The organism is Pseudomonas sp. R1-43-08, from assembly GCF_003852255.1.
Lineage (GTDB): Bacteria > Pseudomonadota > Gammaproteobacteria > Pseudomonadales > Pseudomonadaceae > Aquipseudomonas.
Genome location: NZ_CP027734.1, coordinates 1,583,704 through 1,609,670, shown reverse-complemented (window position 1 = coordinate 1,609,670; position 25,967 = coordinate 1,583,704). Strand labels below are relative to the sequence as shown.

Here is a 25,967-nt window from a genome sequence, read left to right as displayed (position 1 = left end):
GAACGCTCTGTTCGTCCCGTCAGGTCCGTGGCCGTGCGGATCAAAAGGAGTCATGTAATGTCATCCCTTGATAGCCTGAGAACCCTTAAAACCCTGCAAATAGACAGCAAGACCTACCACTACTTCAGCCTGCCCGAAGCCGCCAAGAGCCTGGGTGACCTGGACAAGCTGCCGATGTCGCTCAAAGTGCTGCTGGAAAACCTGCTGCGCTGGGAAGACGCCAAGACCGTCACCGGTACCGACCTCAAGGCCATCGCCGCCTGGCTCAAGGAACGCCGGTCCGACCGTGAGATCCAATACCGCCCCGCCCGCGTGCTGATGCAGGACTTCACCGGCGTGCCCGCCGTGGTCGACCTGGCCGCCATGCGCGCCGCCGTGGCCAAGGCCGGGGGCGACCCGCAGCGCATCAACCCGCTGTCGCCGGTCGACCTGGTGATCGACCACTCGGTGATGGTCGACAAATTCGGCAACGCCGACGCCTTTGAGCAAAACGTCGACATCGAAATGCAGCGCAACGGCGAACGCTACGCTTTCCTGCGCTGGGGCCAGAGCGCCTTTGACAACTTCAGCGTGGTGCCGCCGGGCACCGGCATCTGCCACCAGGTCAACCTGGAATATCTCGGCCGCACCGTGTGGACCAAAGATGAAGACGGCCGCACCTACGCCTTCCCCGATACCCTGGTAGGTACCGATTCCCACACCACCATGATCAACGGCCTCGGCGTGCTCGGCTGGGGCGTGGGCGGGATCGAAGCGGAAGCGGCGATGCTCGGCCAGCCGGTGTCTATGCTGATCCCGGAAGTGATCGGCTTCAAGCTCACCGGCAAATTGAAAGAAGGCATCACCGCCACCGACCTGGTGCTGACCGTGACCCAGATGCTGCGCAAAAAAGGCGTGGTCGGTAAGTTCGTTGAATTCTATGGCGACGGCCTGGCCGATCTGCCCCTGGCCGACCGCGCCACCATTGCCAACATGGCACCGGAATACGGCGCTACCTGCGGCTTTTTCCCGGTAGACGAGGTGACGCTGGACTACCTGCGCCTGTCCGGTCGCCCGACGGAAACTGTCAAGCTGGTCGAGGCCTACACCAAGGCCCAGGGCCTGTGGCGCAACGCCGGCCAGGAGCCGATCTTCACCGACACCCTGGCCCTGGACATGGGCAGCGTCGAAGCCAGCCTTGCCGGGCCGAAACGCCCGCAGGACCGTGTCGCCCTGCCAAACGTGGGCCACGCGTTCAGTGATTTCCTCGACCTGCAATTCAAACCCACCAGCAAGGAAGAAGGCCGCCTGGAAAGCGAAGGCGGTGGCGGCGTCGCCGTGGGCAATGCCGACCTGGTGGGCGAAGCCGATTACGAATACGAAGGCACCACCTATCGCCTGAAAAACGGTGCCGTGGTCATCGCAGCCATCACCTCCTGCACCAACACCTCCAACCCCAGCGTGATGATGGCGGCCGGGCTGGTGGCGAAGAAGGCCGTGGAAAAAGGCCTGACGCGCAAGCCATGGGTCAAGACCTCCCTGGCGCCGGGTTCGAAAGTGGTTACCGACTATTACAAGGCGGCCGGCCTCACCCACTACCTGGACACACTTGGTTTCGACTTGGTGGGCTACGGCTGCACCACCTGCATCGGCAATTCCGGGCCGCTGCCCGAGCCGATCGAAAAAGCCATCCAGCAAGCCGACCTCACCGTCGCCTCAGTGTTGTCCGGCAACCGCAACTTCGAGGGCCGCGTGCACCCACTGGTGAAAACCAACTGGCTGGCCTCGCCGCCCCTGGTGGTGGCCTACGCGTTGGCGGGTACGGTGCGTATCGACATCAGCAGCGAGCCCCTGGGTAATGACCAGCAGGGCAACCCGGTGTACCTCAAGGACATCTGGCCCAGCAGCCAGGAGATCGCCGACGCGGTGGCCCAGGTCAGCACGGGCATGTTCCACAAGGAATACGCCGAAGTATTTGCCGGCGACGCACAGTGGCAAGCGATTGAGGTGCCGCAAGCGGCGACTTATGTGTGGCAGAAGGATTCCACCTATATCCAGCATCCGCCGTTCTTCGACGATATCGCCGGGCCGCTGCCGGTGATCGCAGACATCAAGGGCGCCAACGTGCTGGCCCTGCTCGGCGACTCGGTGACCACCGACCACATCTCCCCTGCCGGCAACATCAAGACCGACAGCCCGGCCGGCCACTACTTGCGCGAGCAAGGCGTGGAGCCACGGGACTTCAACTCCTACGGCTCACGCCGGGGCAACCATGAAGTGATGATGCGCGGCACCTTTGCCAATATCCGGATCCGCAACGAAATGCTCGGCGGCGAGGAAGGTGGCAATACGCTGTATATCCCGACCGGCGAGAGAATGGCGATCTACGATGCTGCGATGAAATACCAGGCATCGGGCACACCGCTGGTGGTAATCGCCGGCCAGGAGTACGGCACCGGCTCAAGCCGCGACTGGGCGGCAAAGGGCACCAACCTGCTGGGCGTCAAGGCGGTGATCGCGGAAAGCTTCGAGCGAATCCACCGCTCCAACCTGGTAGGCATGGGCGTGCTGCCGTTGCAGTTCAAGCTGGACCAGAACCGCAAGTCGCTCCAGCTCACCGGCAAGGAGAAGATCGATATTCTCGGGCTGACGAATGCCGAGATCGAACCTCGGATGAACCTGACGTTAGTGATTACCCGGGAAGATGGCCGCAGCGAGAAGATCGAGGTGCTGTGCCGGATCGATACGCTTAACGAAGTGGAATACTTCAAGGCAGGCGGTATCTTGCATTACGTGCTGCGCCAGTTGATCGCCTCTTAAGCAACACTGCAAAACCAATGTGGGAGGGGGCTTGCTCCCGATGCCGGAGTGTCAGGTTAAACATCTTTACCTGACACTCCGCTATCGGGAGCAAGCCCCCTCCCACATTTTTGACCGCGCTCCGATCAGAACAACCACTTCCACAGCAATACCAGCACAACCACCGCCAACACCGGTCGCGCAATGCGGTAGGCCTTGGGATGCTTGCGCTTCCACTGCTTGACCTGGCCGCTGAACTTGTCGCTGAAGCTCTTGCTCCAGGCATACGCCTGGTTGATGCCACCCACGCGCTCGTCGTCGAGGTTCTGCGGCGCGGTAGCACGCCCCAGTTGCTTGCTGACCCAGCGGTTGACGCGGGTCATCAGGTGGTTGCTCAGCGGGCGTTCGATGTCGCAGAACAGGATTACACGGGTCTGATCGGTTTCGTTCTTGACCCAGTGCACATAGGTTTCGTCGAACATCACGTCTTCACCGTCGCGCCAGGCATAGACCTGGCCGTCGACGAAGATGCGGCAGTCGTCGGAGTTCGGCGTGGACAGCCCCAGGTGATAGCGCAGGGAGCCGGCGAACGGGTCGCGGTGCGGGTTCAGGTGGCTGCCGCCCGGCAACAGCGCAAACATTGCGCCCTTGACGTTGGGGATACTGCTGACCAGCGCCACGGTTTTCGGGCACAGGGCCTCAGCCGATGGCAGGGGCTTGTCGTACCACTTGAGATAGAAGCGCTTCCAGCCTTTTTTGAAGAACGAGCCGAAACCGGCATCGTTGTTCTTTTCGGCGGCGCGGATGTAGCCCTCGTCGAACAGGTGCATGGCCTCTTCGCGGATCACTTCCCAGTTGTCCTTGAGCACGTCCAGTTCCGGGAACTTGCTGCGGTCCAGGTAGGGCTTGGACGGTACCGCGGAAAACAGGTACATCAAGGCGTTATACGGGGCGAACAGCGCCGAATGGTTGACGAACTGGCGCAGCATCGGCAAGCGGGCCTTGCCGCGCAGGTGCACGTACAGCGTGCTGCCGATAAACAGCAGCAACACCGACAGTTTGGCGGCCAAAGAAAAGGTCATGCAGCAACTCCTGGAAATAAGCGCCTGGCCAACAGCAGACGTAGCAGCCGGCCATGATAAACATTTGGGCCATTATGCAGAAGACCTTGGCCAATCGGCTGACCTGAATCAACACCCCGTCGCCCTCTGGTGTAGGCGCTCAAACCTGGTTTTCCTGCTCGGTAAACAAATCACTGAACAACATGCTCGACAGGTAGCGCTCACCGGAGTCCGGCAGGATCACCACGATGGTCTTGCCCTGCATTTCCGGCTTCTCGGCCAGGCGCACCGCCGCCGCCATGGCGGCGCCGCAGGAGATGCCGCACAAAATGCCTTCTTCCTGCATCAAGCGCAGGGCCATGGCCTTGGATTCTTCGTCAGTGACCAACTCCACGCGGTCGACCATCGACAGGTCGAGGTTTTTCGGCACGAAACCGGCGCCAATGCCCTGGATCTTGTGCGGGCTGGGCTTGATCTCTTCGCCGGCCAGCGCCTGGGTGATCACCGGCGACACGAGCGGCTCCACTGCCACTGACAGAATCGGCTTGCCCGCCGTGTGCTTGATATAGCGCGACACACCGGTGAGGGTGCCGCCCGTGCCCACGCCCGCCACCAGCACATCCACGGCGCCATCGGTGTCGTTCCAGATTTCCGGGCCAGTGGTTTTCTCGTGGATGGCAGGGTTTGCCGGGTTTTCAAACTGGCCCGGCATAAAGTAGGCTCCAGGGTCGGCGGCGACAATTTCTGCGGCTTTTTCAATCGCGCCTTTCATGCCCTTGGCCGGTTCGGTCAGCACCAGCTCGGCGCCGAGGGCCTTGAGCACTTTACGGCGCTCGATGCTCATGGACGCGGGCATGGTCAGCAGCAGTTTATAGCCGCGTGCCGCCGCCACGAACGCCAGGCCGATCCCGGTATTGCCGGAGGTGGGCTCGACAATGGTCATGCCCGGCTTGAGTTTGCCGCTGCTTTCCGCGTCCCAGATCATGTTGGCGCCAATGCGGCACTTCACCGAGTAGCCTGGGTTGCGCCCCTCGATCTTGGCCAGGATGGTGACCCCGCGCGGTGCGATGCGGTTGATCTGCACCAGGGGCGTATTACCGATGGAGTGCGCGTTGTCTGCAAAGATGCGGCTCATGACGGATCCTATTTGGCAATGTCCAGAAAGGTCCCAAGGGTATGCCTCGTGCCACTAGGCGTCCAGTCGGAGGAACGTTGCGCCCCTTGCAACAGTCCATCACCTACGAGCAAGGAGGACTGCCCCATGAAACGTCGTTACAGCTGGCCGCTCTGGACCCTCGCCGGGCTGGTGCTGGTACTGGTTGCCGTGCACATCGCGCTGCCTTACCTGGTGCGCAACTACCTGAATGAAAGGCTCGCCAATATGGGCGACTACCGTGGCGAAATTGCCGATGTGGACCTGGCTTTATGGCGCGGCGCCTACCGGATCAATGGTCTGCAGATCGTCAAGGTCGACGGCAAGGTACCGGTGCCGTTCATCAAGGCGCCGCTCATCGAGTTCGCAGTGAGCTGGCATTCGCTGTGGTACGACCATGCGGTGGTAGCCGAAGGGCATTTCGTACGGCCGGAGGTCAATTTCGTCGACGGTGGCGCCAACAAGCAGGCCTCCCAGACTGGTAAAGGCACCGACTGGCAGGAACAACTGCGCAAGCTGCTGCCGATCACCCTCAATGAAGTGCGCATCGAAGACGGCAAGATCTCGTTTCATAACTTCAGCTCCACGCCCAAGGTCAACCTCAATGCCACCGGGGTCAACGCCAGTTTCTACAACCTGACCAACGTGGTGGACGTCAAAGGCAAGCGCGATGCGCGCTTCGAGGGCAAGGCGCTGTTGCAAGGCCAGGCGCCTCTGGAAGCCAACGCCACCTTTGACCCGCTGAGCGATTTCGAAGAGTTCGAATTTCGCTTGCGCGCCCGCGACCTGCAACTCAAGCGCATGAATGACTTTGCCTCGGCCTATGGCAAGTTCGACTTCAAGGCCGGCACCGGCGACGTGGTGATCGAAGCCCAGGCCGAAAAAGGCCAACTGAGCGGCTATATCAAGCCGCTGCTGCGCGATGTCGAGGTGTTCGACTGGCAGCAGGACGTGGAAAACAAAGACAAGAACATCTTCCGCTCGATCTGGGAGGCTGTGGTTGGCGCCAGCGAGACGGTGTTGAAGAACCAGCGCAAAAACCAGTTCGCCACCCGCGTGGAGCTGAGCGGCAGCGTGCATCAACAAAACGTCAGTGCGTTTTCCGCGGTGATCGCGATTCTGCGCAACGGGTTCATCCAGGCGTTCAACGCGCGCTATGAACAACCCAAGCCAACGGCGGAGTGAGCCTGACCGGCCATTCAGAGACTGAATAGCCCGTCTGCGTTCACAGTCGCCGGGGCTGCGCGGTATAGTCGGGCATTGATGAATTCGAGGAATGACCGATGAAGTTCGAAGGCACCCAGGCCTATGTGGCTACCGATGACCTGAAACTGGCCGTCAACGCCGCCATCACCCTGGAGCGTCCGCTGCTGGTCAAGGGCGAACCGGGCACCGGCAAGACCATGCTCGCCGAGCAATTGGCCGAGTCCTTTGGTGCCAGATTGATCACCTGGCACATCAAGTCCACCACCAAGGCCCACCAGGGCCTCTACGAGTACGACGCGGTCAGCCGCCTGCGCGACTCGCAACTGGGTGTGGACAAGGTGCACGACGTGCGCAACTACCTGAAAAAGGGCAAGCTCTGGGAAGCCTTCGAATCCGAGGAGCGGGTGATCCTGCTGATCGACGAAATCGACAAGGCCGACATCGAGTTCCCCAACGACCTGTTGCAGGAACTCGACAAGATGGAGTTCTACGTCTACGAAATCGACGAGACCATCAAGGCCAAGAAACGCCCGATCATCATCATTACCTCCAACAACGAAAAAGAGCTGCCGGACGCGTTCCTGCGCCGCTGCTTCTTCCATTACATCGCCTTCCCCGACCGCACCACCCTGCAAAAAATCGTCGACGTGCACTACCCGGACATCAAGAAAGACCTGGTCAGCGAAGCGCTGGATGTGTTCTTCGACGTGCGCAAGGTGCCCGGTTTGAAGAAAAAACCTTCCACCTCCGAGCTGGTGGACTGGCTCAAGCTGCTGATGGCCGACAATATCGGCGAAGCCGTGCTGCGCGAGCGCGACCCGACCAAGGCCATCCCGCCGCTGGCAGGCGCCTTGGTGAAGAACGAGCAGGACGTACAATTGCTGGAGCGTCTGGCGTTCATGAGCCGTCGCGGTAATCGCTGATGCTGCTCAACCTGTTCAATGAAATGCGGGCCGCCAAGGTGCCGGTGTCGGTGCGCGAGCTGCTCGACCTGATCAACGCGCTGAAACAACGCGTGACCTTCGCCGACATGGACGAGTTCTACTACCTGGCGCGGGCGATCCTGGTCAAGGATGAACGGCATTTCGACAAGTTCGACCGGGCTTTTGGCGCCTACTTCAATGGCCTCGAAAAGCTCGACGATCACCTGCAGGCGCTGATCCCCGAAGAGTGGCTGCGCAAGGAGTTCGAGCGCTCGCTGAGCGATGAAGAGCGCGCGCAGATCCAGTCCCTCGGCGGCCTCGACAAGCTGATCGAGGAATTCAAGAAACGCCTGGAAGAACAGAAAGAACGCCACGCCGGCGGCAACAAATGGATCGGCACCGGCGGCACCAGCCCCTTCGGTTCCGGCGGCTACAACCCGGAAGGCATTCGTGTGGGCGATGCGGGCAAGCGCCAGGGCAAGGCGGTGAAGGTGTGGGACCAGCGCGAGTACAAGAACCTCGACGATCAGGTGGAACTGGGCACGCGCAACATCAAGATCGCCCTGCGCCGCCTGCGCAAATTCGCCCGCCAGGGTGCGGCGGAAGAGCTGGACATCGATGGCACCATCGACCACACCGCGCGCGACGCCGGGCTGTTGAATATCCAGATGCGCCCCGAACGACGCAACACTATCAAGCTGTTGCTGCTGTTCGATATCGGCGGCTCGATGGACGCCCATGTGAAGATCTGCGAAGAGCTGTTCTCTGCCTGCAAGACCGAGTTCAAGCACTTGGAGTACTTCTACTTTCATAACTTCGTGTACGAGTCTGTGTGGAAGAACAACCAGCGCCGCACCTCGGAGCGCACCTCCACTCAGGACCTTCTGCACAAGTACGGCGCGGACTACAAAGTGATCTTTATCGGCGATGCGTCCATGGCGCCCTATGAAATCACCCAGGCCGGCGGCAGCGTCGAGCACTGGAACGAGGAGCCTGGGTATGTATGGATGCAGCGGTTCATGGCCAAGTACAAGAAGCTGATCTGGATAAACCCGTATCCCAAGGATACCTGGGGGTATACGGCGTCGACGGGGATCGTGCGCGAGTTAGTGGAGGACCAGATGTACCCGCTGACGTTGCGCGGGTTGGAAGAAGGTATGCGTTTTCTCTCCAAGTAACCCAAATCCAATACACATCCAATGTGGGAGGGGGCTTGCCCCCGATAGCAGTATGTCAGTCAATACATCAGTGACTGGACCACCGCTATCGGGAGCAAGCCCCCTCCCACATTTTGGACTGCAGTGTTACTGGAATCGGCGCAAATAGTCGATGTGCTGTCGATGCGCGGTTTCCTGCACCACCGGTGTCAATCGCACCTTCTCCCCCGGCAGGCACTGCGCCAGGCGCGCCAGGGATAAAGGCGTCAGCGCACCCAACCGTGGATAACCGCCGATGGTCTGCCGATCATTGAGCAACACAATCGGCTGCCCATCCGGCGGTACCTGGATCGCGCCCAGGGGAATGCCTTCAGAAATCAACGACGGTCCCTGATAGTGCAGCGGCGTGCCGAGCAAGCGCATGCCCATGCGGTCGGCGCGGCTGTCCAGCGCCCATTCGGTGTTGAACGCGTCGAATAAACTCTGCCCGCTGAACCGGCCTATTTGGGCGCCGACGATTACGTCCAGTGAGGCACCGGATTGCAAATCCGGGTTGGCCAGCACCCTCATCGCCCCGCCCGTGCCGGAATAGGCCAAGCGCCCGCCTTCGACCAATGCCTTGCCCAAACCGTCGACGCCGCCCAACTCCTCACGCACCACCGTTGCACAGCTGCCCAGCACCTGCGGCGCATCGAACCCGCCCGGCGCCGCCAGGTAAGCCCGTGCGCCCTTGAACGGCTGGGTAAAGCGCAAGCGCTGGCCTTTTTGCAGGATAAAACTGCGCCCTGGGCTGATTGCGCGCTCGTCGATAAAGGCGCCAAGGTCGGCACCGGCCAGGGCCAGCAGGCAGTAGTCCTCGGCCTGCACGGTAAAGCCGCCCAGGGTGATTTCCACCACGGGCGCATCCAGCGCATTGCCCAGCAGCCAATTGGCCCACGACATCGACACCCAATCCAGCGCGCCGCCCTGGGTCACGCCCAGGTGGCGCACGCCGAAACGTCCGGCATCCTGCAACAGGCACAGCGGCGTGCTGGCTTCGATCAACAAGCGGCTCATGCCTGCGCCTCCAAGGGCGTGTCATCGCCGCCCAGGTTGACGAACTCCGCGTGGCTGACCGCCTCGAAGCGCACCGTGTCGCCCGGCTGCATCAGGCTGTAGCCGTCGCGCTCGCGGTCGAACAGTTTGGCCGGGGTGCGCCCGATCAGGTTCCAGCCACCGGGGGACACCACCGGATAGGCGGCGGTTTGCCGCTCGGCGATACCCACACTGCCGGCCGTCACGCGCTTGCGCGGGGTGCTGAGGCGCGGTGTGGCGAGGACTTCATCCACCAGCCCCATAAAGGCAAAACCGGGGGCGAAACCGAGGGCGAACACTTGATAAAGGTGAGTGCTGTGGCGACGAATCACTTCAGCCACCGCAAGCCCGCTGCGCTGGGCTATCAACGTCAGTTCCGGGCCAACGCTCAGGTCGTACCACACCGGCAGCACATGGCAGCGGCCGCCGCCCTGGGCCTGGGGCTGCAGGTCGGTCAGCGCCTGGTCGATCAACGCCCGCGCCTCGGCCGGGGCCAGCGTGGCGAGGTCGTAATGCACCATCAAAGTGGTGTAGGACGGCACCAGGTCGACCAAGGCACCGCCGAACCCGCTGCGCAACCGCTGGGTGGCGGCGAGCATCCACGGCATGTTGGTTTCGGCAATCTCATCGAACAGCCGCACCATCAGGCAGTCGATGGCCACCACTTCAATCCGTGGCTTCATGCTGGTTTCAACGCCTGGCGGATACGCTGCACCGCGGCCACCGAGCTGGCGTTATCACCGTGGACGCACAACGTGTGGGCCTGCAAGACCAAGGCGCTGCCGTCGCTGGCGCTCAGGGCCTCACCTCGGGAAATAGTCTCCGCCTGATTGACGATGGTCTCGGTATCGTGGTGCACCGCACCCGGCAGTTGGCGAGAAACCAGATGGCCCTGGCTGTCATAGGCGCGGTCGGCAAAGGCTTCGAACCACAGGGTCACACCGTATTCATCGCCCACGGCCTGGGCCGCGCTGTTGTCGCGCGTGGCCAGCAACATCAGCGGCAGGTCGCCGTAAGCGGCCACGGCCTGGATCACCGCGCGCAGCTGGGCGGGGTTGGCCATCATGTCGTTGTACATCGCGCCATGGGGTTTCACGTAACTGACGCGCCCCCCTTGTGCGCGGCAGATCCCATCCAGCGCACCGATCTGGTAGTGCAGCAGGTCCTGGATTTCCTGGGGCGTGTAGTTCATGGAGCGCCGGCCGAAGCCTTGCAGGTCCTGATAGGCCGGGTGCGCGCCCACTTGCACGGCGTGCTTGAGCGCCAGGCTGACGGTCTTGCGCATGATGCTCGGGTCGCCGGCATGGAAGCCGCAGGCCACGTTGGCGCAATCGATGAACGGCATGACTTCAGCGTCCAGACCCATCGTCCAGTTGCCAAAGCTTTCGCCGATGTCGCAATTCAATAGCAGGCGGCTCACGGGGTCGCTCCTGTAGGCTTTGTTTTTTTGTAGTGTGGGATCTTTTACCAACATCTCGCAACGATGTTGTCCTGAACCCCAACGACGCTTATCGTGGAACGACTCGATTTTTGGCGCTGGCCCGGTGCGGCGTCCAACTAATAAAAACCGATCCAAGCATAAGAAAAAGTTGATCCCATGAATTTGAAGTTCCTCGAAACCTTCGTCTGGGTGGCCAAGCTCAAGAGTTTCCGCCTGACCGCCGAAAAGCTGTTCACCACCCAGGCGTCGATTTCCAGCCGCATTGCCGTGCTCGAAAGCGAGTTGGGGGTAAAGCTGTTCCTGCGCGATTCGCGTGGCGTGAGCCTGACCCCGGAAGGTTTGAAGGTGCTCGACTATGCCGAGCAGATGATGGTGACCATGCAGGGCTTGAAGCAGTCCCTGGAAACCACCAGCAGCAAGGTCGGACGGATTCGGATCGGCGCGATGGACACCGTGATTCACACCTGGCTCAGCCCGTTGGTCGCTGAGTTGATGAGCCTGTTCCCGCGGGTAGAAATCGAATTGGTCGCCGATACTGCATTGAACTTAAGCGATCAGCTGCAAAAAGGCTTCCTCGACCTGATCCTGCAAACTGACCTGCTGCGCCTGGAAAGCGTGCGCAGCCTGGAACTGGGCAGCCACCCCATGGCGTGGATCGTCGCCAGCCAGTCGATCTATAACCGCGACTACGCTTCCCTCGCCGAATTGGCCCAGGAACGTATCATCACCTACTCGAAAAACTCCTGCCCCCATCAGGATGTGCTGAGCCTGATGCAGGCCAACGGCGTGGCCGCGCCACGGATGAATTGCGTGAATTCGGTGTCGGCCATCACCCGTTTACTGCGCGATGGCTTTGGCATTGGCGCACTGCCGCCGGTGCTGGTCAGCGAAGAGCTGGCACGGGGGAATTGGTGATGCTGCCGATGGCGCAGAAGTTGCCAAACCTGCAGGTGGTGGTGTCGTGGCGGGTCGGGGTGGAATTGGTGGAGGAGATTGTGGGGTTGTGCCAGAAGGTCGTTGCTCGCTATGCCGAAGAAGTCGGCGAAGAGCGAATGGTGCTGAGCCACTGAATGAACCGGGTCCAAATGTGGGAGGGGGCTTGCTCCCGATAGCAGGGTGTCAGTCAGCCTATTTCCAGCTGACCCACCGCTATCGGGAGCAAGCCCCCTCCCACATTTTAGAGGCCTTTGAGGTCCCGCTCTTCGATCGGCCGGCTCTGGCGCAGGCGTCGGCCGCCCAGCACCACCCAATCGATAAGTCGATACAGGCATTCGATACCGAACGACAACAGCATCGCCCCACCCAGGCCCCAGCCCATGGCTTCGGGCGTGAGCAATATCTGGTAGCTGTAGCCATTCCAGGTTTCCAGGCGAATATCCGGATCGGCGGCCACCGCCACTTGCAGGGCGCGGATGTACCAGGGGCCTTGCATGGCCTGGAATTGCTTGTCCAACTCGAGCTGCCGGTCGAGCATCGCGCCCAGGCTGCTCGCGTCGCTCTGGAACACCGGGTCGTCACTGGCACGGTAATGCGCCACCAGGGCTTGCATGTCACCGTTGAAGAACTGCTGCGCGGTGGACTCGAACCCGCGCAGGCCCGTCTGGGCCTCGATCAGGTGGGCTTCGACGCGCTTGGCGTAATCGTTGATGAAGCCCGGCACTTGCACACCGACCAACAAGCCAATGGCAAACAGCACCAACCGCAGATAACTGAGCAACATGGTCGATTCCTTATTCGGTAACGCCCTGGCTGACGCATTCGCCGCGCCGCCACAGGCTCCATTGGCCCGGTTCGTAGCGGGTCCAGTTTTCGTTGTCGGTCAGAGGCTCGGTGGCGATCACCGTTACCACATCATTGGGGGTGGTTTCGGCCTGAAAATCGACGATCACGTCGACATCTTTCAAGCGGGCCGGGCCAAACGGGGCGCGCCGGGTGATCTGCGCTAGCTTGGTCGAACAGTAGCAGAACAGCCAGTCGCCATCGCTGAGCAGGCAGTTGAACACGCCCTTGCTGCGGTATTCGGCACAGGCGGCGATCAGGTCCGGCAGCATCTGCTCGATATCCACCGGCTCGGGGAAGGCTTCGCGCACGCGGTTGAGCAGGTCGCAGAACGCCGCTTCGCTGTCGGTGTCGCCGACCGGTCGGTAGAAGGTGGCGCGGGGGGTGAAGTCGGCCAGTTGGCCATTGTGCGCAAAACACCAGTTGCGGCCCCACAGTTCGCGCACGAACGGGTGGGTATTGGCCAGGCTCACCTTGCCCACATTGGCCTGGCGGATATGGCCGATCACCACTTCGCTCTTGATGGGATAGCGCTGCACCAGCAACGCGACTTCCGACTCGCTGCTCGCGGCCGGGTCCTGGAACAGGCGCAGGCCACGGCCTTCGTAGAAGGCGATGCCCCAACCGTCGCGGTGCGGGCCGGTACGCCCGCCCCGCTGCATCAGCCCGGTAAAGCTGAACACGATATCGGTGGGGACGTTGGCACTCATGCCCAATAATTCACACATGCCAGGGCTCTCGCTGCAGGACGGACAACGTTAAAGGCGCGGTTCGACCCGCATGCCACCGACGGGCGCCGGGCGATGGAACGGTTCGTCTTCTTCCGGCTCGGCGGCCAACGCGGCATCCGTGGCGGCCTTGCGCTCGCGGCGGGCATTGGCGGCGCGCTCGAGGGGCCAGCGGATCAGCACGAACACGATGTACAGCCCGAACACGATCATGGTGTACATGAACAGGTCGGAGATGGCGCGCCAGGCGTTATTGCCGACCTTGAGCACCAGGTCCAGGGCGGTGATCGCCACGGCCGGCGCGAACTGGGTCTTGATCGGGTCGACGATGGTGGGACTGAGCAACAGCACCGCCATCAGTAACTGCAACGGCTCACGCAGCCAGCGCCACATCCAGCGGGTCATGCGCCACCACACTAACAGGCAGCCCAAAGCGGCGAAGGCGTAAAGGCCCCAAGCGGTCAGATAGTCGTTCTCGGTCATGGTGTCCATGGCAAGGCTGGCAAAGAGGCGGCTATGATAACGGCTTTTGCGTGTCGCGGCTGCAATGCCGGCCACCGTCCGCCCGATAGAGAATTATCCATGCCTATTTCGACCGCACCGATTGCCCGCAAGGCCCCAGGCCCAGACCCGTACGCCTGGCTGCAGGAGCGTGACAGCCGCGACGTCCTCGATTACCTCAAGGCCGAAAACGCCTGGCAAGAGGCGCAGCTCGCCGACCAGCAGGCGTTGCGCGAGACCCTGTTCGAAGAGATCAAGGGCCGTATCCTGGAAACCGACTTGTCCCTGCCCTCCCCCTGGGGCCCGTATCTGTACTACACCCGCACCACCGCCGGTGACGAATACGCGCGCCACTACCGCTGCCGCCGCCCGGCCGATGACAGCAACCAGGTGGATGAGCACAGCGAAGAACTGCTGCTGGACCCGAACGAGCTGGCCAATGGCGGGTTTTTCTCCCTCGGCGCGTTCAGCATCAGCCCCGACCATCAGCGCCTGGCCTACAGCCTCGACACCAGCGGTGAAGAGATCTACACCCTGTTCGTGAAGGAATTGGCTACCGACAAGGTCAGCGAACTGGCGTTCGACAACTGCGACGGCAGCATGACCTGGGCCAACGACAGCCTCACGCTGTTTTTTGGCGAACTGGACGACACCCATCGCCCGCACAAACTCTACCGCTACCGCCTGGACGGCACGGCGGCGCAGGAAGTGTTCCACGAACCCGACGGACGTTTCTTCCTGCATTGCTACCGTTCCAGCTCCGAGCGCCAGTTGCTGCTGGCCCTGGGCAGCAAGACCACCAGCGAAATCTGGGCACTGGACGCCGACCAGCCGCACCTGGGTTTCACCTGCCTGGCGCCACGGGTAGAAGACCATGAATACGATGTCGACCACGGCCAACTGAACGGCCAGTGGACCTGGTTTATCCGCAGCAACCGCGACGGCATCAATTACGCACTGTTCGTTGCCGCCGACACCGGCACGGTGCCCACCGAAGCCGACTGGCAGAACCTGATCCCCCACAGCGACGAGGTGATGCTGGACGGCATCAGCCTGAATGCCAGCGCCATGACCTTGAGCCTGCGCATCGGTGGCCTGCCGGTGATCGAAGTGCACCCCGAGGGCGTGCCGGCCTATCGCGTGGAATTGCCTGACGCGGCCTACAGCCTCTACGTACAGGACAGCCTGGAATTTATCAGCGACAAGGTCCGCCTGCGCTATGAAGCCCTGAACCGCCCGGCCCAGGTGCGCCAGCTGGACCTGGCCAGCGGCGCTCAACAGGTGCTCAAGCAAACCCCGGTTCTCGGCGCATTCAATGCCGACGACTACGTCAGCCAGCGCCTGTGGGCCACGTCCGCCGACGGCACCCAGGTGCCGATCAGCCTGGTGGTCAAGCGTGACCAGCTCGGCAAGCCGACACCGTTGTACCTGTATGGCTACGGCGCTTACGGCCAAAGCCTCGACCCGTGGTTCTCCCACGCACGCCTGAGCCTGCTCGACCGTGGCGTGGCGTTTGCCATCGCCCATGTGCGCGGCGGCGGCGAACTGGGTGAAGCCTGGTATCGCAACGGCAAGCAGGAACACAAGCAGAACACGTTCAGCGATTTCATCGCCTGCGCCGAACACCTCATCGCCCAGGGCCTGACTACCGCCAGGCAGCTGGCGATCAGCGGCGGCAGCGCCGGCGGCCTGTTGATCGGGGCCGTGCTCAACCAGCGCCCGGAGCTGTTCCAGGCGGCGATCGCCGAAGTACCGTTTGTCGATGTGCTCAACACCATGCTCGACCCGGACCTGCCGCTGACCGTCACGGAGTACGACGAATGGGGCAACCCGCAGGAGCCCGAGGTGTATGCGCGCATCAAGGCGTATGCGCCTTACGAAAACGTGCGGGCCCAGGCCTACCCGCACCTGCTGGTGATCGCCGGTTACAACGACAGCCGCGTGCAGTACTGGGAAGCGGCCAAGTGGGTGGCCAAATTGCGCGACACCAAGACCGACGACAACCTGCTGCTGCTCAAGACCGAGCTGGGTGCCGGTCACGGTGGCATGAGTGGCCGTTACCAGGGATTACGTGACGTAGCGCTCGAATACGCCTTTGTCTTCAAGGCGCTGGAACTGATTTAGGAACTTAGCCAGGCGGTCCTGTCTGAACACAGGACCGCCTACCGAATTGATGGACCAAGATCGCAGTTATGTCAGAACCCACCCTGCTCAACCAAGAAATCCGCGACATGCTGATGGACTGCGGCCTGTTCGACCCGCTGCTACCGGAAGATTTTCATATCGCCGCGGGCTACTTCAATATCAGCAGCATTGCCCAGGATGAGGTGATTTTCCTCGAGGGCGATGCCGGCACCTTCATGTGCATCCTCCACAGCGGCCAGGTTGCGGTGCAGAAAACCAACCACGCAGGCCAACGCCTGACCATCGCCACCCTGCGCAGCGGCCGGGCCTTTGGCGAAATGGCGGTACTCGACGGCGAACGGCGCTCGGCCAGCTGCATGGCGGCCACCGACTGTGTGCTGCTGAACCTGGGCAAGGACGCTCTGGAGAAAATGCTCAACGAAGCGCCCAGGGTGGCGGCCAAGATCATCCGCGCGATTGCCATCGCCCTGTCCAAGCGTTTGCGCATGGCTGACGGGCAATTACTGGCGCAACAGTTTTAACCGCCAGGCGTCTTCGGCTTGCTGTCGTTCTGCTGCAGGCCCGGCACGGTCTGGTCCTTGGGCGGCGCCGGCAGCACGATGGGTGCCAGGGGCGGCGAGCCGTTGGTCTTGGGCACGACGGGCGGCGTGACCTGCGGGTACAACGTAGGCGTTGGCGTGCCCGGCGCGCCGGGGGTGGGTGCGGGGGCGACCGGTACGGTTTGCGACTCCTGCGCCTGTGCCGCACCCAATGCGAGCGCGCCAAGCACAATGACCGTTAGAATACTGCACTTCATCGATGGCTCCATGGCCTGACCGGAATGTCGTAAGGCTACTCCCAACCGCGCAAGAATGCCCTTCCCAATGAGATTTCCATGAAACGTTTCGTTCTGCTGGACACCACTCCGATCCCCGACAACGGCGGTGCCTTGTGCCTGTTCGAATACGGCGAGGATTTCGTGATCAAGATTCAGGGCGGTGACGGTGGCCAGTTGATGAACACGCGCATGCACGGCTCCGAAGATGTCCTGGCGGAGATCCCCTGCCGCAAGGTCGCGGGGCGCCCGGGCTCACGGGTGCTGATCGGCGGCCTGGGCATGGGATTCACCCTGGCCTCGGCGCTCAAGCACTTGGGCAAGAGCGCCGAAGTGGTGGTGGCGGAATTGGTCCCGGGCGTGGTGGAGTGGAACCGTGGGCCGCTGGGCGAAAAGTCCGGCCGCCCCTTGCTCGACCCACGCACGGTGATCCGCCTGGAAGACGTGGCCAAGGTGCTGCAGGCCGAGCCCCAGGGCTTTGATGCGATCATGCTCGACGTCGATAACGGCCCTGAAGGCCTCACGCAGAAGGCCAACAGCTGGCTGTATTCCGCCGGTGGCTTGGCCGCCTGCGCCAAAGCGCTGCGCCCCAAGGGCGTGCTGGCGGTGTGGTCAGCCAGCGCCGACAAACTGTTCAGCGACAAACTGCGCAAGGCCGGTTTCAAGGCCGAGGAAGTGCAGGTGTTTGCCCACGGCAACAAGGGCACGCGGCATACCATCTGGATTGCGGAAAAGCTCAAGGGCTAATTGCGCTGTGATTAGCTAGAATCAACCTGTCCGTGACCACCCAATAGCCAGGAGCCATGATGAGCTCGACCAATCCGCCCTCCCACACCGCCAAGCTGGACCGCATCCTCGCCGATGCCCAGCGCGACCGGGAAATGGGCTACCGCGACAAAGCCCTGAAAATGTACCCCCACGTGTGCGGCCGCTGCGCCCGTGAATTCGCCGGCAAGCGCCTGAGCGAACTGACCGTGCATCACCGCAACCACAATCATGACGACAACCCCCAGGACGGCTCCAACTGGGAATTGCTCTGCCTGTACTGCCACGACAACGAACATTCGCGCTATACCGACCAGCAGTATTTCGGCGAAGGCTCCACCAGCAGCCCGACGATTGCCAAGGCCACGCACAACCCGTTTGCGGCGTTGGCGGGGTTGATGAAGAAGGACGACTGAGGATTTTGTCGCCTGTTCCGGCCTCATCGGGAGCAAGCCCCCTCCCACATTTGACTGTATTCACAAATCAAAATGTGGGAGGGGGCTTGCTCCCGATAGCGATCGCCCCAGCACCACGATGCCCCAAAGCCGTATAATCGCGGTTTTTCTCCAAGGCACCTTTCCCCGTGGGCAATAAACGCTACAGCTGCATCGGCCTGTACAACCCCAAATCCCCTGAAAACGTCGGCTCGGTAATGCGCGCCGCCGGCTGCTACGGTGTGGCTTCGGTGTTCTATACCGGCGTGCGCTACGAGCGCGCGCGGGACTTCATCACCGACACCAAGAAGGTCCACCACGACATTCCGCTGATCGGCATCGATGACCTGAAGAAGATCCTGCCCCTGGGCTGCATCCCCGTCGCCGTGGAACTGGTGGAAGGCGCCCGCCCGCTGCCCGAATACACCCACCCCGACCGCGCGCTGTATATCTTCGGCCCGGAAGATGGCTCGCTGGATAAAGACATTCGCGACTGGTGCGAAGACGTCGTCTATATTCCGACCATCGGCTGCATGAACCTTGCCGCCACTGTCAACGTGGTGCTCTACGACCGCCTGGCCAAGGGCAACAACACCCGCTCGGGCCCCAAGTACTGAAATATCGGGAACATCCGGCCCTCGAGAACAGTCAGCTACTTACACTTGCCTTTGTAGGAGACAGACCATGAGCGACAGCAAAACCCTGCGACCTTTCATTGAACATCAGCAGCCTGAAGCCCCGCGTACACAGAACGTGCACGGCTGGGAGCGCATCGGCTCGGTGGCCGGTGGCGTGATGATGGTAGGCAAAGGCCTGCGCCGTGGCGGGCTCTTCGGGCTGATCCAGGTGGCGATTGGTGGCGTGGCGCTGGCTCGGGGTTTCACCGGGCACAGTTCGCTCAAGGACAAGCTGGAGCAAGGCCGCCAGGAAATGAACAGCGTACGCACGAAGATCGAGCGCGCTGGCGCGGAGCTGCAGAACTTGAAGACCAAGGCTGAAGTGGCGGCTGAGAAAGCCACGAAAACCGTGGGGTGACCCAGGTCTTCGGCCTATAGAGATTCAAATGTGGGAGGGGGCTTGCTCCCGATAGCAGGGTGTCAGTCACCGCATACAGTGACTGAACCACAGCAATCGGGAGCAAGCCCCCTCCCACATTTTGCTTTGTGCATGGCTTGAAGATCAGCGCAGCAGCTTGCTGTCGAGCACGGCGGATGAACCATCGATGATGCGCTCAGCCAGTTGCACAAACTCTTTTGTGGTAACGCTACCGGCCCGCATCACCGCCTGTGCCAGATCATCCAGCGAGCGCTTGTTATGGGTTTTCACGCGGATCTCTCGGTCCAGCTCCTGCAACACCACCACGGCCCGTGACACCGTCGCGCCGCTGACATGTTCGCCCCGCAGGCGCGTCACGTCCTTGCCCTCCTTCGCCAGGCGCGCCTGTATCGCCTGATACCGTTCATCGGTGATCCCCCCGGCGCGGCGTACCAGCTCGATGGCGTAATAGCCGGCCAGGCCTTCGCTGATCCAGTCACTGCTGTCGTGGTCATTGAAACGGGCGATGGCCTGCACCACTTCGCGGATCAACGGGCTGCTGCCGTCTTCGCTGACCAGCGGCGTGCGGCTGTTGAGGTAGATCGAGTCACGCGCCGAAACTGCGCCACGGCGCATCGGATCGCTGGCGCCCACCACCAGCAATTTGGCCGGGTGGCGCGGGAACGCGGCTTCCACCTGCGGCCACACGAAGGTCAGCAGCGTCAGCACATCCATACGCCGCATGCCCTGGCCCTTGGGCGAGGTCACGGTAACGTCGGTTTCCCCCAGGCGCATGCGGCGGCTGCCCAGGTTACCGGCAAGCATCCAGCCGGTGGGGCGGTCGAACAGGCGGGATACGTTGTCGACGCGGAACCGATTTTTGCCGATACGCGGCCAGGCGGTCTCGACGCTTTTCCAGCCTGGCGGCAGCTCAAACATCAGCCGCGCGACCAGCTCCACCCCGTCCTGCTGGTCCAGCCGTGCGGCGGGCACCAGGTCATCGCCACGAAACAGCGCCCAGCCTGGCGTCATACGCGTTTCATAGCTGCCCGGCTTGCGCGCGTGGGTGAGGCGTACGCGATAGGTCAGGCTGGCCTTGTCGGCGCCGGGTTGCCAATGACCGCGATGACCAGTGACTTTCCATTGCCCATCGGCCTTGAAGTCGCTGTAGTCACCGTCCTGGCCCAGGTCAAAATCCAGGCTGCGCACGGCGGAACCCTGGGACAGGCTCACGCGCACTTCGGCCTGATCGCTCTGGGGCAGGAGTTTGACGTGGTAATCCAGGTCGACTTTCTTCGCGCACCACGCCGGCATGCTCAGCGCCAGCAACACGGCAGCGGTCGCCAGCTTGAATCCCACCCTCATACACACTCCTTGTTCAACCTGCCCGGAAGATCAGGTAATCCTCCCAGTCGTCCTCTGGCACGCTGCCTTCGCTGAGCATGCGCCCGGACTGGGAAATGCGTTCGTGGTGCACGGCGTCGCGGTCGCCACAGACCAGGTGGTGCCACAGTGGCAAATCCTTGCGCTCGCTGACCAGTCGATAGCCGCAGGTGGGCGGCAGCCACTTGAACTGGTCGGCCTGGCCGGGTGTGAGCTGGATGCAGTCGGGCACCGACGCGCGACGGTTGGGATAGTCGGTGCACTGGCAGGTTTTCAGGTCGAGCAGTTTGCAGGCAATGCGGGTGTAATAGACGCTGTTGTCGTCTTCATCCTCAAGCTTTTGCAGGCAGCACAGGCCACAGCCGTCGCACAACGACTCCCATTCCTCCTGGTCGAGGTGTTCGAGGGTTTTGCGTATCCAGAAAGGTTCGACTTTGGCGGCCATGGCTCTGCATCAGTATCGGTAGGTGAAAAGGCCGCCAGTCTAGTGCCCAAGCCCCCTCGGGCCAAGCGCTGTCGACTGGCGGTGTAACAACACTTGTCAGTCTAGTAGCGGCGCAGTAGTTTTGAGCGCCGAATCGACGATCAGGAACTGCTTATGACCCGTGTTGCCGACTACCCGATCCACCCCCAGTTTATCGACCGCTGGTCGCCGCGCGCCTTTACCGGCGAAAGCATTCCCCAGGAAACCCTGCTGAGCTTCTTCGAGGCGGCGCGTTGGGCCCCTTCGGCCTACAACTCGCAGCCATGGCGTTTTCTCTATGCCCGTCGTGACACGCCGGATTGGCAGCGTTTCCTGGGCCTGCTCAATGAATTCAACCAGGGCTGGGCGCAGCATGCGTCGGCGCTGGTGATCATCGCCTCGAAAACCGACTTCATCGCTCCCGGTGCCAAGGAAGAAACCCCGGCCTTGTGGCACACCTTCGACACCGGCGCCGCCTGGGCTCACCTGGCCCTGCAAGCCAGCCTGAGCGGCTGGCACACCCACGGCATGGCCGGCTTCGATCAGGAGCTGACCCGCAAGGAGCTGAAGATTCCAGAAGGGTATGCACTGCATGCCGCCGTGGCCATCGGCAAGCTGGGGGATAAGTCGAGCCTGCCGGAGTATTTGCAAGGCCGCGAAGCGCCGAGCCCGCGCAAGCCGCTGAGCGAGCTGGTCTCGGAAGGCGACTTCAGTCTCTGAAGCGTGCACTAATGCGAGCCAGTTAGGGCTTTTTGTAGGAGCGAGGCGGGCGGCTAGCCCTTGCTCGCGAAGAACCCAAGGCGCCCGCGTTTATCCAGAATGAACGCGTTGCCTGAACGTTTTTCGCGAGCAAGCTCGCTCCTACAGGAGCATCATCAGGGCAAGCCCCCTCCCACATTTTTTACCGCGTCGTGTCAGTAACCGCGCTCGAAATCCACTTCCCCGCGCAGTGCCTGTTTGGCCTGGTACGCACGCACGTTCTGCACGAACAGCTCCACCATCATCGACGGCGAAGTCGGCGCCGAGCTGTGCCCGGTCAACAATAAGCCCCACGCCGTCCAGAACGGATGGCGCTGCGGCAGCGGTTCCTGGCGGCACACGTCGATCACCGCACCGGCCAGGTGCCCTTCTTTCAGGGCTTCGACCAGATCGGCATCGACCACCGCCACGCCGCGCCCGACGTTGATAAACAGCCCGGTCGGCTTGAATTGCTTGAACAGGGCCGCGTCGTACAGGTCATGGGTTTCGGGGGTGTTGGGCAGCAGGTTGATCACATAATCCACCTCGCCCACCAGCCGGCCCAATTGTTCGAGCCCGGCGACTTCAATAAATGGCGCCTGCTCGCGGGCCTGGCTGGCGATGCCATACAGCTTGACGCCGAACGGCAGCAGGAACTGCGCCACGCTCTGGCCAATATCACCGGTTCCGACGACCAGCACCTTGCGCCCCGCCAGGCTCTGGCCCAAGCGGTTGTCCCACTTGCGCTCGACCTGGCTGACCAGCCGCGCCAGCACTTCACGTTCGTGACCGAGCATGTAGGTCAGGACGAATTCGGCCATGACCTGGCCAAAGATACCGACCGCACGGGTCAGGCGATAATCACGCGGCAGGCCTTCAGCCAGCAGCGGCGTGATGCCGGCCCAGGTCGATTGCAGCCATTGCGGGTGATGCCCCTGGCGCAACAGCGTTGCCAGCAGGTCCGGCTGGCCCAGCCACACCGGACAATCGGCAGCCAGGCGCGAGAGTTCGGCCGAGTCGCCGCTGGTCAGCACCTCGAGGTCTGGCGCGGCTTCGCGAAGCAATTGGGCGTAGAGCGGGTGATCCTGTTCAGCAATCAGAACACGCATGGTTCAAACCTTTCAAAAACAGTACAGACGGCCGCCCGCATCCTTACGGCCACCGCCAACTCAATACGATTGCGTTGAAGAATGTGCCCGGCACCGGGCACCCACCGATCACATCGGGTCGTTGCGTCGCAGCAGCTCTTCGGGCAAGTGTTCGATGTACTCGTCCTCGGCCGGCGGCATTTGCAGGTGGTAGCCCTGCTTGTCGAGGTTTTCCAGGACCACGACGATGTCTTCGCGCGACAGCTTGCGCTGCGGTGTCAACACCATGTCGAACGCGTGATGCGGCTTGCCGAAGGCCATCATCAACGGCTCCGGCACCCGCTCCAGGGCGTCACTTTTGAGGACGTAGAGGTACATGCCGTCTTTTTTCAAGCTGCGATAAATGGAGCAGATACGTTTCAAGGCTGTTCTCCGGCACTGGCCAGGCTGTCGAGCAGCGCCTGGCCCATCAACTCGCGACGCCAGCCACGCAGCGAGTCTGGCAATTGGTAAGGTCCATCGGGGTAGCCACTTTTAACCAGGGCTTCGAGGGTTTTCTTGCGCAGCATCAGTTCCGGGGCCATGTCCAGGCGTTCAGCTTCAGCCTGGCCCAGGGCGCGCAGTTGCTTGATCAGCGCGGCGGCGTCGACCGGCAGCGGTTCAGGCACGGCAGGCGGCCATTGGTCCATGGGCACGCTGCCCGCACGCTTGATCAGGTCGAGCAGGAACTGGCCGTCCTGACGCACGGTGCGCGGGTGCATGTCTTCGATCTTGCCCAGGGCGGCGAGGTTATCCGGCTGGGATTTGGCCAGGGGCCATAATGAGTGTTCACGGATGATGCGGTTGCGCGGCAGGTCACGGGCACGGGCTTGCTGTTCGCGCCAGGCGCACAGTTCACGCAGTACGGCGAGTTGGGCGCGCGACAGCTTCCACGCCAGCTTGGCGTCGCGGTACACCTCGTACGGGTCGACTTCGCGACGCAGGTTGGCCACCAGTTCGGCACCGTCCTCCAGCACCCAGGTGTACTTGTCATCCGACAGACGCGGGCGCAGGCGGATATACACCTCGGCCAGGTGCACGGCGTCTTCGGCGGCGTAGCTCACCTGGGTGTCGGACAATGGCCGCTGCAGCCAGTCCGAGCGCGTCTCGCCCTTGGGCAGGTCGATATCGAGCACCGCTTGCACCAGGCGCGAGTAACCCATGGAGAAACCCAGGTTCAGGTAAGCCGCAGCCAATTGGGTGTCGAACAACGGCGCCGGCAGGCTGCCGGTCAGGCGCAACAGCACTTCCAGGTCTTCGCTGCAGGCGTGTACCACCTTGATCACGCCTGGGTCTTCCAGCAAGGCAGCCAAGGGTTGCCAGTTGTCGATGGTCAGCGGATCGATCAGGTAAGCGCGCACGCCATCACCGATCTGGATCAGCCCGGCAATGGGATAGAAGGTGTCGACCCGCATGAATTCGGTGTCGAGGGCGACGAATGGCAACTGCTGCCATTCGGCGCAATGCTGGCCGAGGCTATCGTTGTCGCAGATCCAGTGAATATCGATGGCCACACGGCTCTCCCTTGAAGAATGGCGCGCAGTATATATCGCGAAAGGGACTTGCGAGCATCCGCAGTGCACAGGCAACCATGAAAACTCAGACAGGAGATGACGAATAATCCGACAGGCGGGAGTTATCCCCTCTTACGCAGGACGTAGACACACCAGAGCTTGGAGCCCGGCAGGAACTCCCGGTGATTCAAAACCTTGAAGCCCGCCTGGCGAAACTCATCCTCAACCGGCGTACGCGCGGCCACGGACACAATCACGGTATCGCGACTGACCCGGTGAAATTCGCGCAGCAACGCCAGGCGCACCTCGGTGCTGGGCACGTGGCGAAACAACTCCAGGCAGAAAATGCAATCCACCGCGTTGGCCGAAAGCCCGATGGAAAACGCCGAGCCGGGGAATGTCTTGACACGTTTGAGCAACGCCGCTGGATGATGGGTGCGGGCATGGTCGAGCATTTCTTCGGAATTGTCCGACGCCAGGATCACCCGATTGACGTGCTCGCCCAGCACCGGCCAGAACCGCCCGGAGCCGCAGGCCAGGTCCAGGATCAACCCCGGCTCCCCGGCGACCTTCAACGCATGGCGCACCAACCGCGCATCGCGCCATGCGGCCAGGCGCTGCAACAGCCCAGGCGGACGTGTATCACCGCAGACCCTGGCATGCTCACGGTCATGGCGCTCGGTGAATTCGGTCTCGATGGAGGATGGAGGTTGTGACGACATCGCGGGCTCATGTGGCTATAACGGAAGTAGAACGACCTTGGTCCGCAGCTTAACCACTGCAACGTGAAAAAAAGGTCGAAAGCCCTTCGGGTCTTCCGTTGATGATTCGGGAGGCTATTGCAGTAGGGCTAAACCGGCGACGCACCTTGTCCCCCTGCCCCGCGCTGTCAATAATGACCACCCGACCTGCCCCAAGGATTCGACCGCATGAAAGCACCTCTAGCCCTGTGTGTACTGGCGAGCATGGCAACCACCGCCCTGGCCGATACCAGCCCGTCGCGCCTCGACGACGTCATCGAGCGTGGCACGCTGACGGTGTGCACCACCGGCGACTACATGCCCTACACCTCGCTGCGTGCCGATGGTCACTATCAAGGCATTGATATCGCCATGGCCGAATCCCTGGCCAAGAGCCTCAACGCGACGATCACCTGGGTGCCCACCACCTGGAAAACCCTGATGCCGGATTTTCTGGCGCAACGCTGCGACATTGCCGTGGGCGGTATTTCGGTGTCGTTGGAGCGCCAGAAAAAAGCCTTCTTCAGCCAGCCGCTGGGCGTCGACGGCAAGATCCCGCTGGTGCGCTGCGCCGACGTACAGCGCTACCAGAGCGTCGAACAGATCAACCAGCCCCAGGTGCGGGTGATCGAGCCGGCGGGTGGCACCAACGAAGTGTTTGCCCGCACCCACCTGGCCCAGGCGCAGATACGCCTGCACGACAACGTGACGATTTTTGACGAACTGCTGGCGGGCAAGGCCGACGTGATGATCACCGACGCCAGCGAAGCGCGGTACCAGCAAAAGCAAAAACCGGGACTGTGCGCGGTCAACCCCGAGCGGCAGATGCAGTACAGCCAGAAAGCCTTCCTGCTGCCGCGCGATGATGTGGCCTGGAAAAGCTACGTCGACCAATGGTTGCACCTGAGCGTGGCGACCGGGGTGTATGACGGCATCGTCAGTCAGTGGCTGGCGGCGCCTTGATCAGCTTGCGCCACGATTCCCTCGCCGACCGTCTACGCTCTTGTC

At 62.0% G+C, this 25,967-nt stretch carries 27 protein-coding genes and 1 pseudogene; 13 read left to right on the top strand and 15 right to left on the bottom strand.

Annotated elements, in window-relative coordinates; genetic code table 11:
* Window positions 1-57: 57 nt before the first annotated feature.
* Complete coding sequence (gene acnA / locus C4J87_RS07330) at window positions 58-2,799, top strand: aconitate hydratase AcnA (protein WP_124366257.1); 2,742 nt, start codon at window positions 58-60, stop codon at window positions 2,797-2,799.
* A 125-nt stretch (window positions 2,800-2,924) separates the two neighbouring features.
* Here acnA and C4J87_RS07325 read toward each other — a convergent pair whose 3' ends face one another.
* Entirely contained in the window at window positions 2,925-3,860 is a 936-nt protein-coding gene (locus C4J87_RS07325) for an aspartyl/asparaginyl beta-hydroxylase domain-containing protein (protein WP_124366256.1), read from the bottom strand.
* A gap of 139 nt (window positions 3,861-3,999) precedes the next feature.
* Window positions 4,000-4,974, bottom strand: a complete 975-nt coding sequence (gene cysK / locus C4J87_RS07320; protein WP_124366255.1) for a cysteine synthase A — start codon at window positions 4,972-4,974, stop codon at window positions 4,000-4,002.
* Between the two features lie 126 nt (window positions 4,975-5,100).
* On the opposite strand from cysK, the gene C4J87_RS07315 reads away from it, so the two are divergent.
* The 3 genes from C4J87_RS07315 to C4J87_RS07305 all read left to right on the top strand — a co-directional run bounded on the left by C4J87_RS07315 (window position 5,101) and on the right by C4J87_RS07305 (window position 8,299).
* Window positions 5,101-6,177 carry a DUF748 domain-containing protein gene (locus tag C4J87_RS07315; RefSeq protein WP_124366254.1) on the top strand — a complete coding sequence of 359 codons (1,077 nt, stop codon included), beginning with the start codon at window positions 5,101-5,103 and terminating at the stop codon, window positions 6,175-6,177.
* Between the two features lie 98 nt (window positions 6,178-6,275).
* The gene (locus C4J87_RS07310) at window positions 6,276-7,121 is read left to right on the top strand and encodes a MoxR family ATPase (protein WP_003189627.1); all 846 of its coding nucleotides are present in this window, start codon (window positions 6,276-6,278) and stop codon (window positions 7,119-7,121) included.
* The gene (locus tag C4J87_RS07305) at window positions 7,121-8,299 is read left to right on the top strand and encodes a VWA domain-containing protein (protein ID WP_032892863.1); all 1,179 of its coding nucleotides are present in this window, start codon (window positions 7,121-7,123) and stop codon (window positions 8,297-8,299) included. The genes C4J87_RS07310 and C4J87_RS07305 overlap by 1 nt, the downstream gene beginning before the upstream one ends.
* A 126-nt stretch (window positions 8,300-8,425) precedes the next feature.
* Here the strand turns inward: C4J87_RS07305 and C4J87_RS07300 are convergent, their stop codons facing one another.
* From C4J87_RS07300 to C4J87_RS07290, 3 genes are read right to left on the bottom strand one after another with little or no spacing between them, the layout of a single operon-like run.
* Window positions 8,426-9,334 (bottom strand): biotin-dependent carboxyltransferase family protein, encoded by a 909-nt coding sequence (locus C4J87_RS07300; RefSeq protein WP_124366253.1) that lies wholly within the window; start codon window positions 9,332-9,334, stop codon window positions 8,426-8,428.
* Complete coding sequence (pxpB, locus tag C4J87_RS07295) at window positions 9,331-10,035, bottom strand: 5-oxoprolinase subunit PxpB (RefSeq protein ID WP_124366252.1); 705 nt, start codon at window positions 10,033-10,035, stop codon at window positions 9,331-9,333. Before pxpB ends, C4J87_RS07300 begins: the two co-directional genes overlap by 4 nt.
* Window positions 10,032-10,772, bottom strand: a complete 741-nt coding sequence (locus C4J87_RS07290) for a 5-oxoprolinase subunit PxpA (protein ID WP_124366251.1) — start codon at window positions 10,770-10,772, stop codon at window positions 10,032-10,034. Before C4J87_RS07290 ends, pxpB begins: the two co-directional genes overlap by 4 nt.
* Before the next feature lie 177 nt (window positions 10,773-10,949).
* Here C4J87_RS07290 and C4J87_RS07285 point away from each other — a divergent pair.
* Window positions 10,950-11,863, top strand: a pseudogene (locus C4J87_RS07285) (LysR family transcriptional regulator).
* 107 nt (window positions 11,864-11,970) lie between these two features.
* Here C4J87_RS07285 and C4J87_RS07280 read toward each other — a convergent pair.
* The 3 genes from C4J87_RS07280 to C4J87_RS07270 are packed head-to-tail and all read right to left on the bottom strand — an operon-like array spanning window position 11,971 to window position 13,858.
* On the bottom strand, window positions 11,971-12,513 hold the full coding sequence (locus tag C4J87_RS07280) for a DUF2937 family protein (protein WP_005786113.1): 543 nt from the start codon (window positions 12,511-12,513) through the stop codon (window positions 11,971-11,973).
* 10 nt (window positions 12,514-12,523) lie between these two features.
* Entirely contained in the window at window positions 12,524-13,300 is a 777-nt protein-coding gene (locus tag C4J87_RS07275) for a class II glutamine amidotransferase (RefSeq protein ID WP_053136626.1), read from the bottom strand.
* Window positions 13,301-13,330: 30 nt separating this feature from the next.
* Window positions 13,331-13,858 carry an MFS transporter gene (locus C4J87_RS07270; protein WP_124366250.1) on the bottom strand — a complete coding sequence of 176 codons (528 nt, stop codon included), beginning with the start codon at window positions 13,856-13,858 and terminating at the stop codon, window positions 13,331-13,333.
* A gap of 24 nt (window positions 13,859-13,882) precedes the next feature.
* Between C4J87_RS07270 and C4J87_RS07265 the strand changes: the two genes are divergently transcribed.
* Both C4J87_RS07265 and C4J87_RS07260 read left to right on the top strand, forming a co-directional pair.
* The gene (locus tag C4J87_RS07265; RefSeq protein WP_124366249.1) at window positions 13,883-15,925 is read left to right on the top strand and encodes a S9 family peptidase; all 2,043 of its coding nucleotides are present in this window, start codon (window positions 13,883-13,885) and stop codon (window positions 15,923-15,925) included.
* A 68-nt stretch (window positions 15,926-15,993) separates the two neighbouring features.
* On the top strand, window positions 15,994-16,467 hold the full coding sequence (locus C4J87_RS07260) for a cyclic nucleotide-binding domain-containing protein (protein ID WP_124361771.1): 474 nt from the start codon (window positions 15,994-15,996) through the stop codon (window positions 16,465-16,467).
* Here the strand turns inward: C4J87_RS07260 and C4J87_RS07255 are convergent.
* On the bottom strand, window positions 16,464-16,742 hold the full coding sequence (locus C4J87_RS07255) for a hypothetical protein (RefSeq protein ID WP_124366248.1): 279 nt from the start codon (window positions 16,740-16,742) through the stop codon (window positions 16,464-16,466). The two genes, C4J87_RS07260 and C4J87_RS07255, sit on opposite strands and share 4 nt — an antisense overlap.
* Before the next feature lie 78 nt (window positions 16,743-16,820).
* Here C4J87_RS07255 and C4J87_RS07250 point away from each other — a divergent pair, with 78 nt between their 5' ends.
* The 4 genes from C4J87_RS07250 to C4J87_RS07235 all read left to right on the top strand — a co-directional run bounded on the left by C4J87_RS07250 (window position 16,821) and on the right by C4J87_RS07235 (window position 18,994).
* Window positions 16,821-17,507 (top strand): spermidine synthase, encoded by a 687-nt coding sequence (locus C4J87_RS07250; RefSeq protein WP_124366247.1) that lies wholly within the window; start codon window positions 16,821-16,823, stop codon window positions 17,505-17,507.
* Between the two features lie 59 nt (window positions 17,508-17,566).
* Window positions 17,567-17,941: a YajD family HNH nuclease gene (locus C4J87_RS07245; protein WP_003210675.1), complete on the top strand. Its 375-nt coding sequence runs from the start codon at window positions 17,567-17,569 to the stop codon at window positions 17,939-17,941.
* A gap of 167 nt (window positions 17,942-18,108) precedes the next feature.
* The gene (locus tag C4J87_RS07240) at window positions 18,109-18,576 is read left to right on the top strand and encodes an RNA methyltransferase (RefSeq protein ID WP_124366246.1); all 468 of its coding nucleotides are present in this window, start codon (window positions 18,109-18,111) and stop codon (window positions 18,574-18,576) included.
* A gap of 67 nt (window positions 18,577-18,643) precedes the next feature.
* The gene (locus C4J87_RS07235) at window positions 18,644-18,994 is read left to right on the top strand and encodes a DUF2892 domain-containing protein (protein ID WP_124366245.1); all 351 of its coding nucleotides are present in this window, start codon (window positions 18,644-18,646) and stop codon (window positions 18,992-18,994) included.
* Window positions 18,995-19,138: 144 nt separating this feature from the next.
* Here C4J87_RS07235 and C4J87_RS07230 read toward each other — a convergent pair whose 3' ends face one another.
* Window positions 19,139-20,359, bottom strand: a complete 1,221-nt coding sequence (locus C4J87_RS07230; protein ID WP_124366244.1) for a hypothetical protein — start codon at window positions 20,357-20,359, stop codon at window positions 19,139-19,141.
* 13 nt (window positions 20,360-20,372) lie between these two features.
* Complete coding sequence (locus tag C4J87_RS07225; protein WP_003172524.1) at window positions 20,373-20,822, bottom strand: YcgN family cysteine cluster protein; 450 nt, start codon at window positions 20,820-20,822, stop codon at window positions 20,373-20,375.
* A gap of 153 nt (window positions 20,823-20,975) precedes the next feature.
* Here C4J87_RS07225 and C4J87_RS07220 point away from each other — a divergent pair, with 153 nt between their 5' ends.
* Complete coding sequence (locus C4J87_RS07220) at window positions 20,976-21,560, top strand: nitroreductase family protein (protein WP_124366243.1); 585 nt, start codon at window positions 20,976-20,978, stop codon at window positions 21,558-21,560.
* A 194-nt stretch (window positions 21,561-21,754) separates the two neighbouring features.
* Here the strand turns inward: C4J87_RS07220 and C4J87_RS07215 are convergent, their stop codons facing one another.
* The 4 genes from C4J87_RS07215 to C4J87_RS07200 all read right to left on the bottom strand — a co-directional run bounded on the left by C4J87_RS07215 (window position 21,755) and on the right by C4J87_RS07200 (window position 24,941).
* Complete coding sequence (locus C4J87_RS07215; RefSeq protein WP_124366242.1) at window positions 21,755-22,687, bottom strand: D-2-hydroxyacid dehydrogenase; 933 nt, start codon at window positions 22,685-22,687, stop codon at window positions 21,755-21,757.
* Window positions 22,688-22,795: 108 nt separating this feature from the next.
* Window positions 22,796-23,089 carry a YcgL domain-containing protein gene (locus tag C4J87_RS07210; RefSeq protein ID WP_124366241.1) on the bottom strand — a complete coding sequence of 98 codons (294 nt, stop codon included), beginning with the start codon at window positions 23,087-23,089 and terminating at the stop codon, window positions 22,796-22,798.
* Complete coding sequence (gene rnd / locus C4J87_RS07205; protein WP_124366240.1) at window positions 23,086-24,219, bottom strand: ribonuclease D; 1,134 nt, start codon at window positions 24,217-24,219, stop codon at window positions 23,086-23,088. Before rnd ends, C4J87_RS07210 begins: the two co-directional genes overlap by 4 nt.
* 122 nt (window positions 24,220-24,341) lie before the next feature.
* Entirely contained in the window at window positions 24,342-24,941 is a 600-nt protein-coding gene (locus tag C4J87_RS07200; RefSeq protein WP_124366239.1) for a class I SAM-dependent methyltransferase, read from the bottom strand.
* Window positions 24,942-25,148: 207 nt separating this feature from the next.
* Here C4J87_RS07200 and C4J87_RS07195 point away from each other — a divergent pair, with 207 nt between their 5' ends.
* The gene (locus tag C4J87_RS07195; protein WP_124366238.1) at window positions 25,149-25,922 is read left to right on the top strand and encodes a transporter substrate-binding domain-containing protein; all 774 of its coding nucleotides are present in this window, start codon (window positions 25,149-25,151) and stop codon (window positions 25,920-25,922) included.
* The last annotated feature ends 45 nt before the right edge of the window (window positions 25,923-25,967 follow it).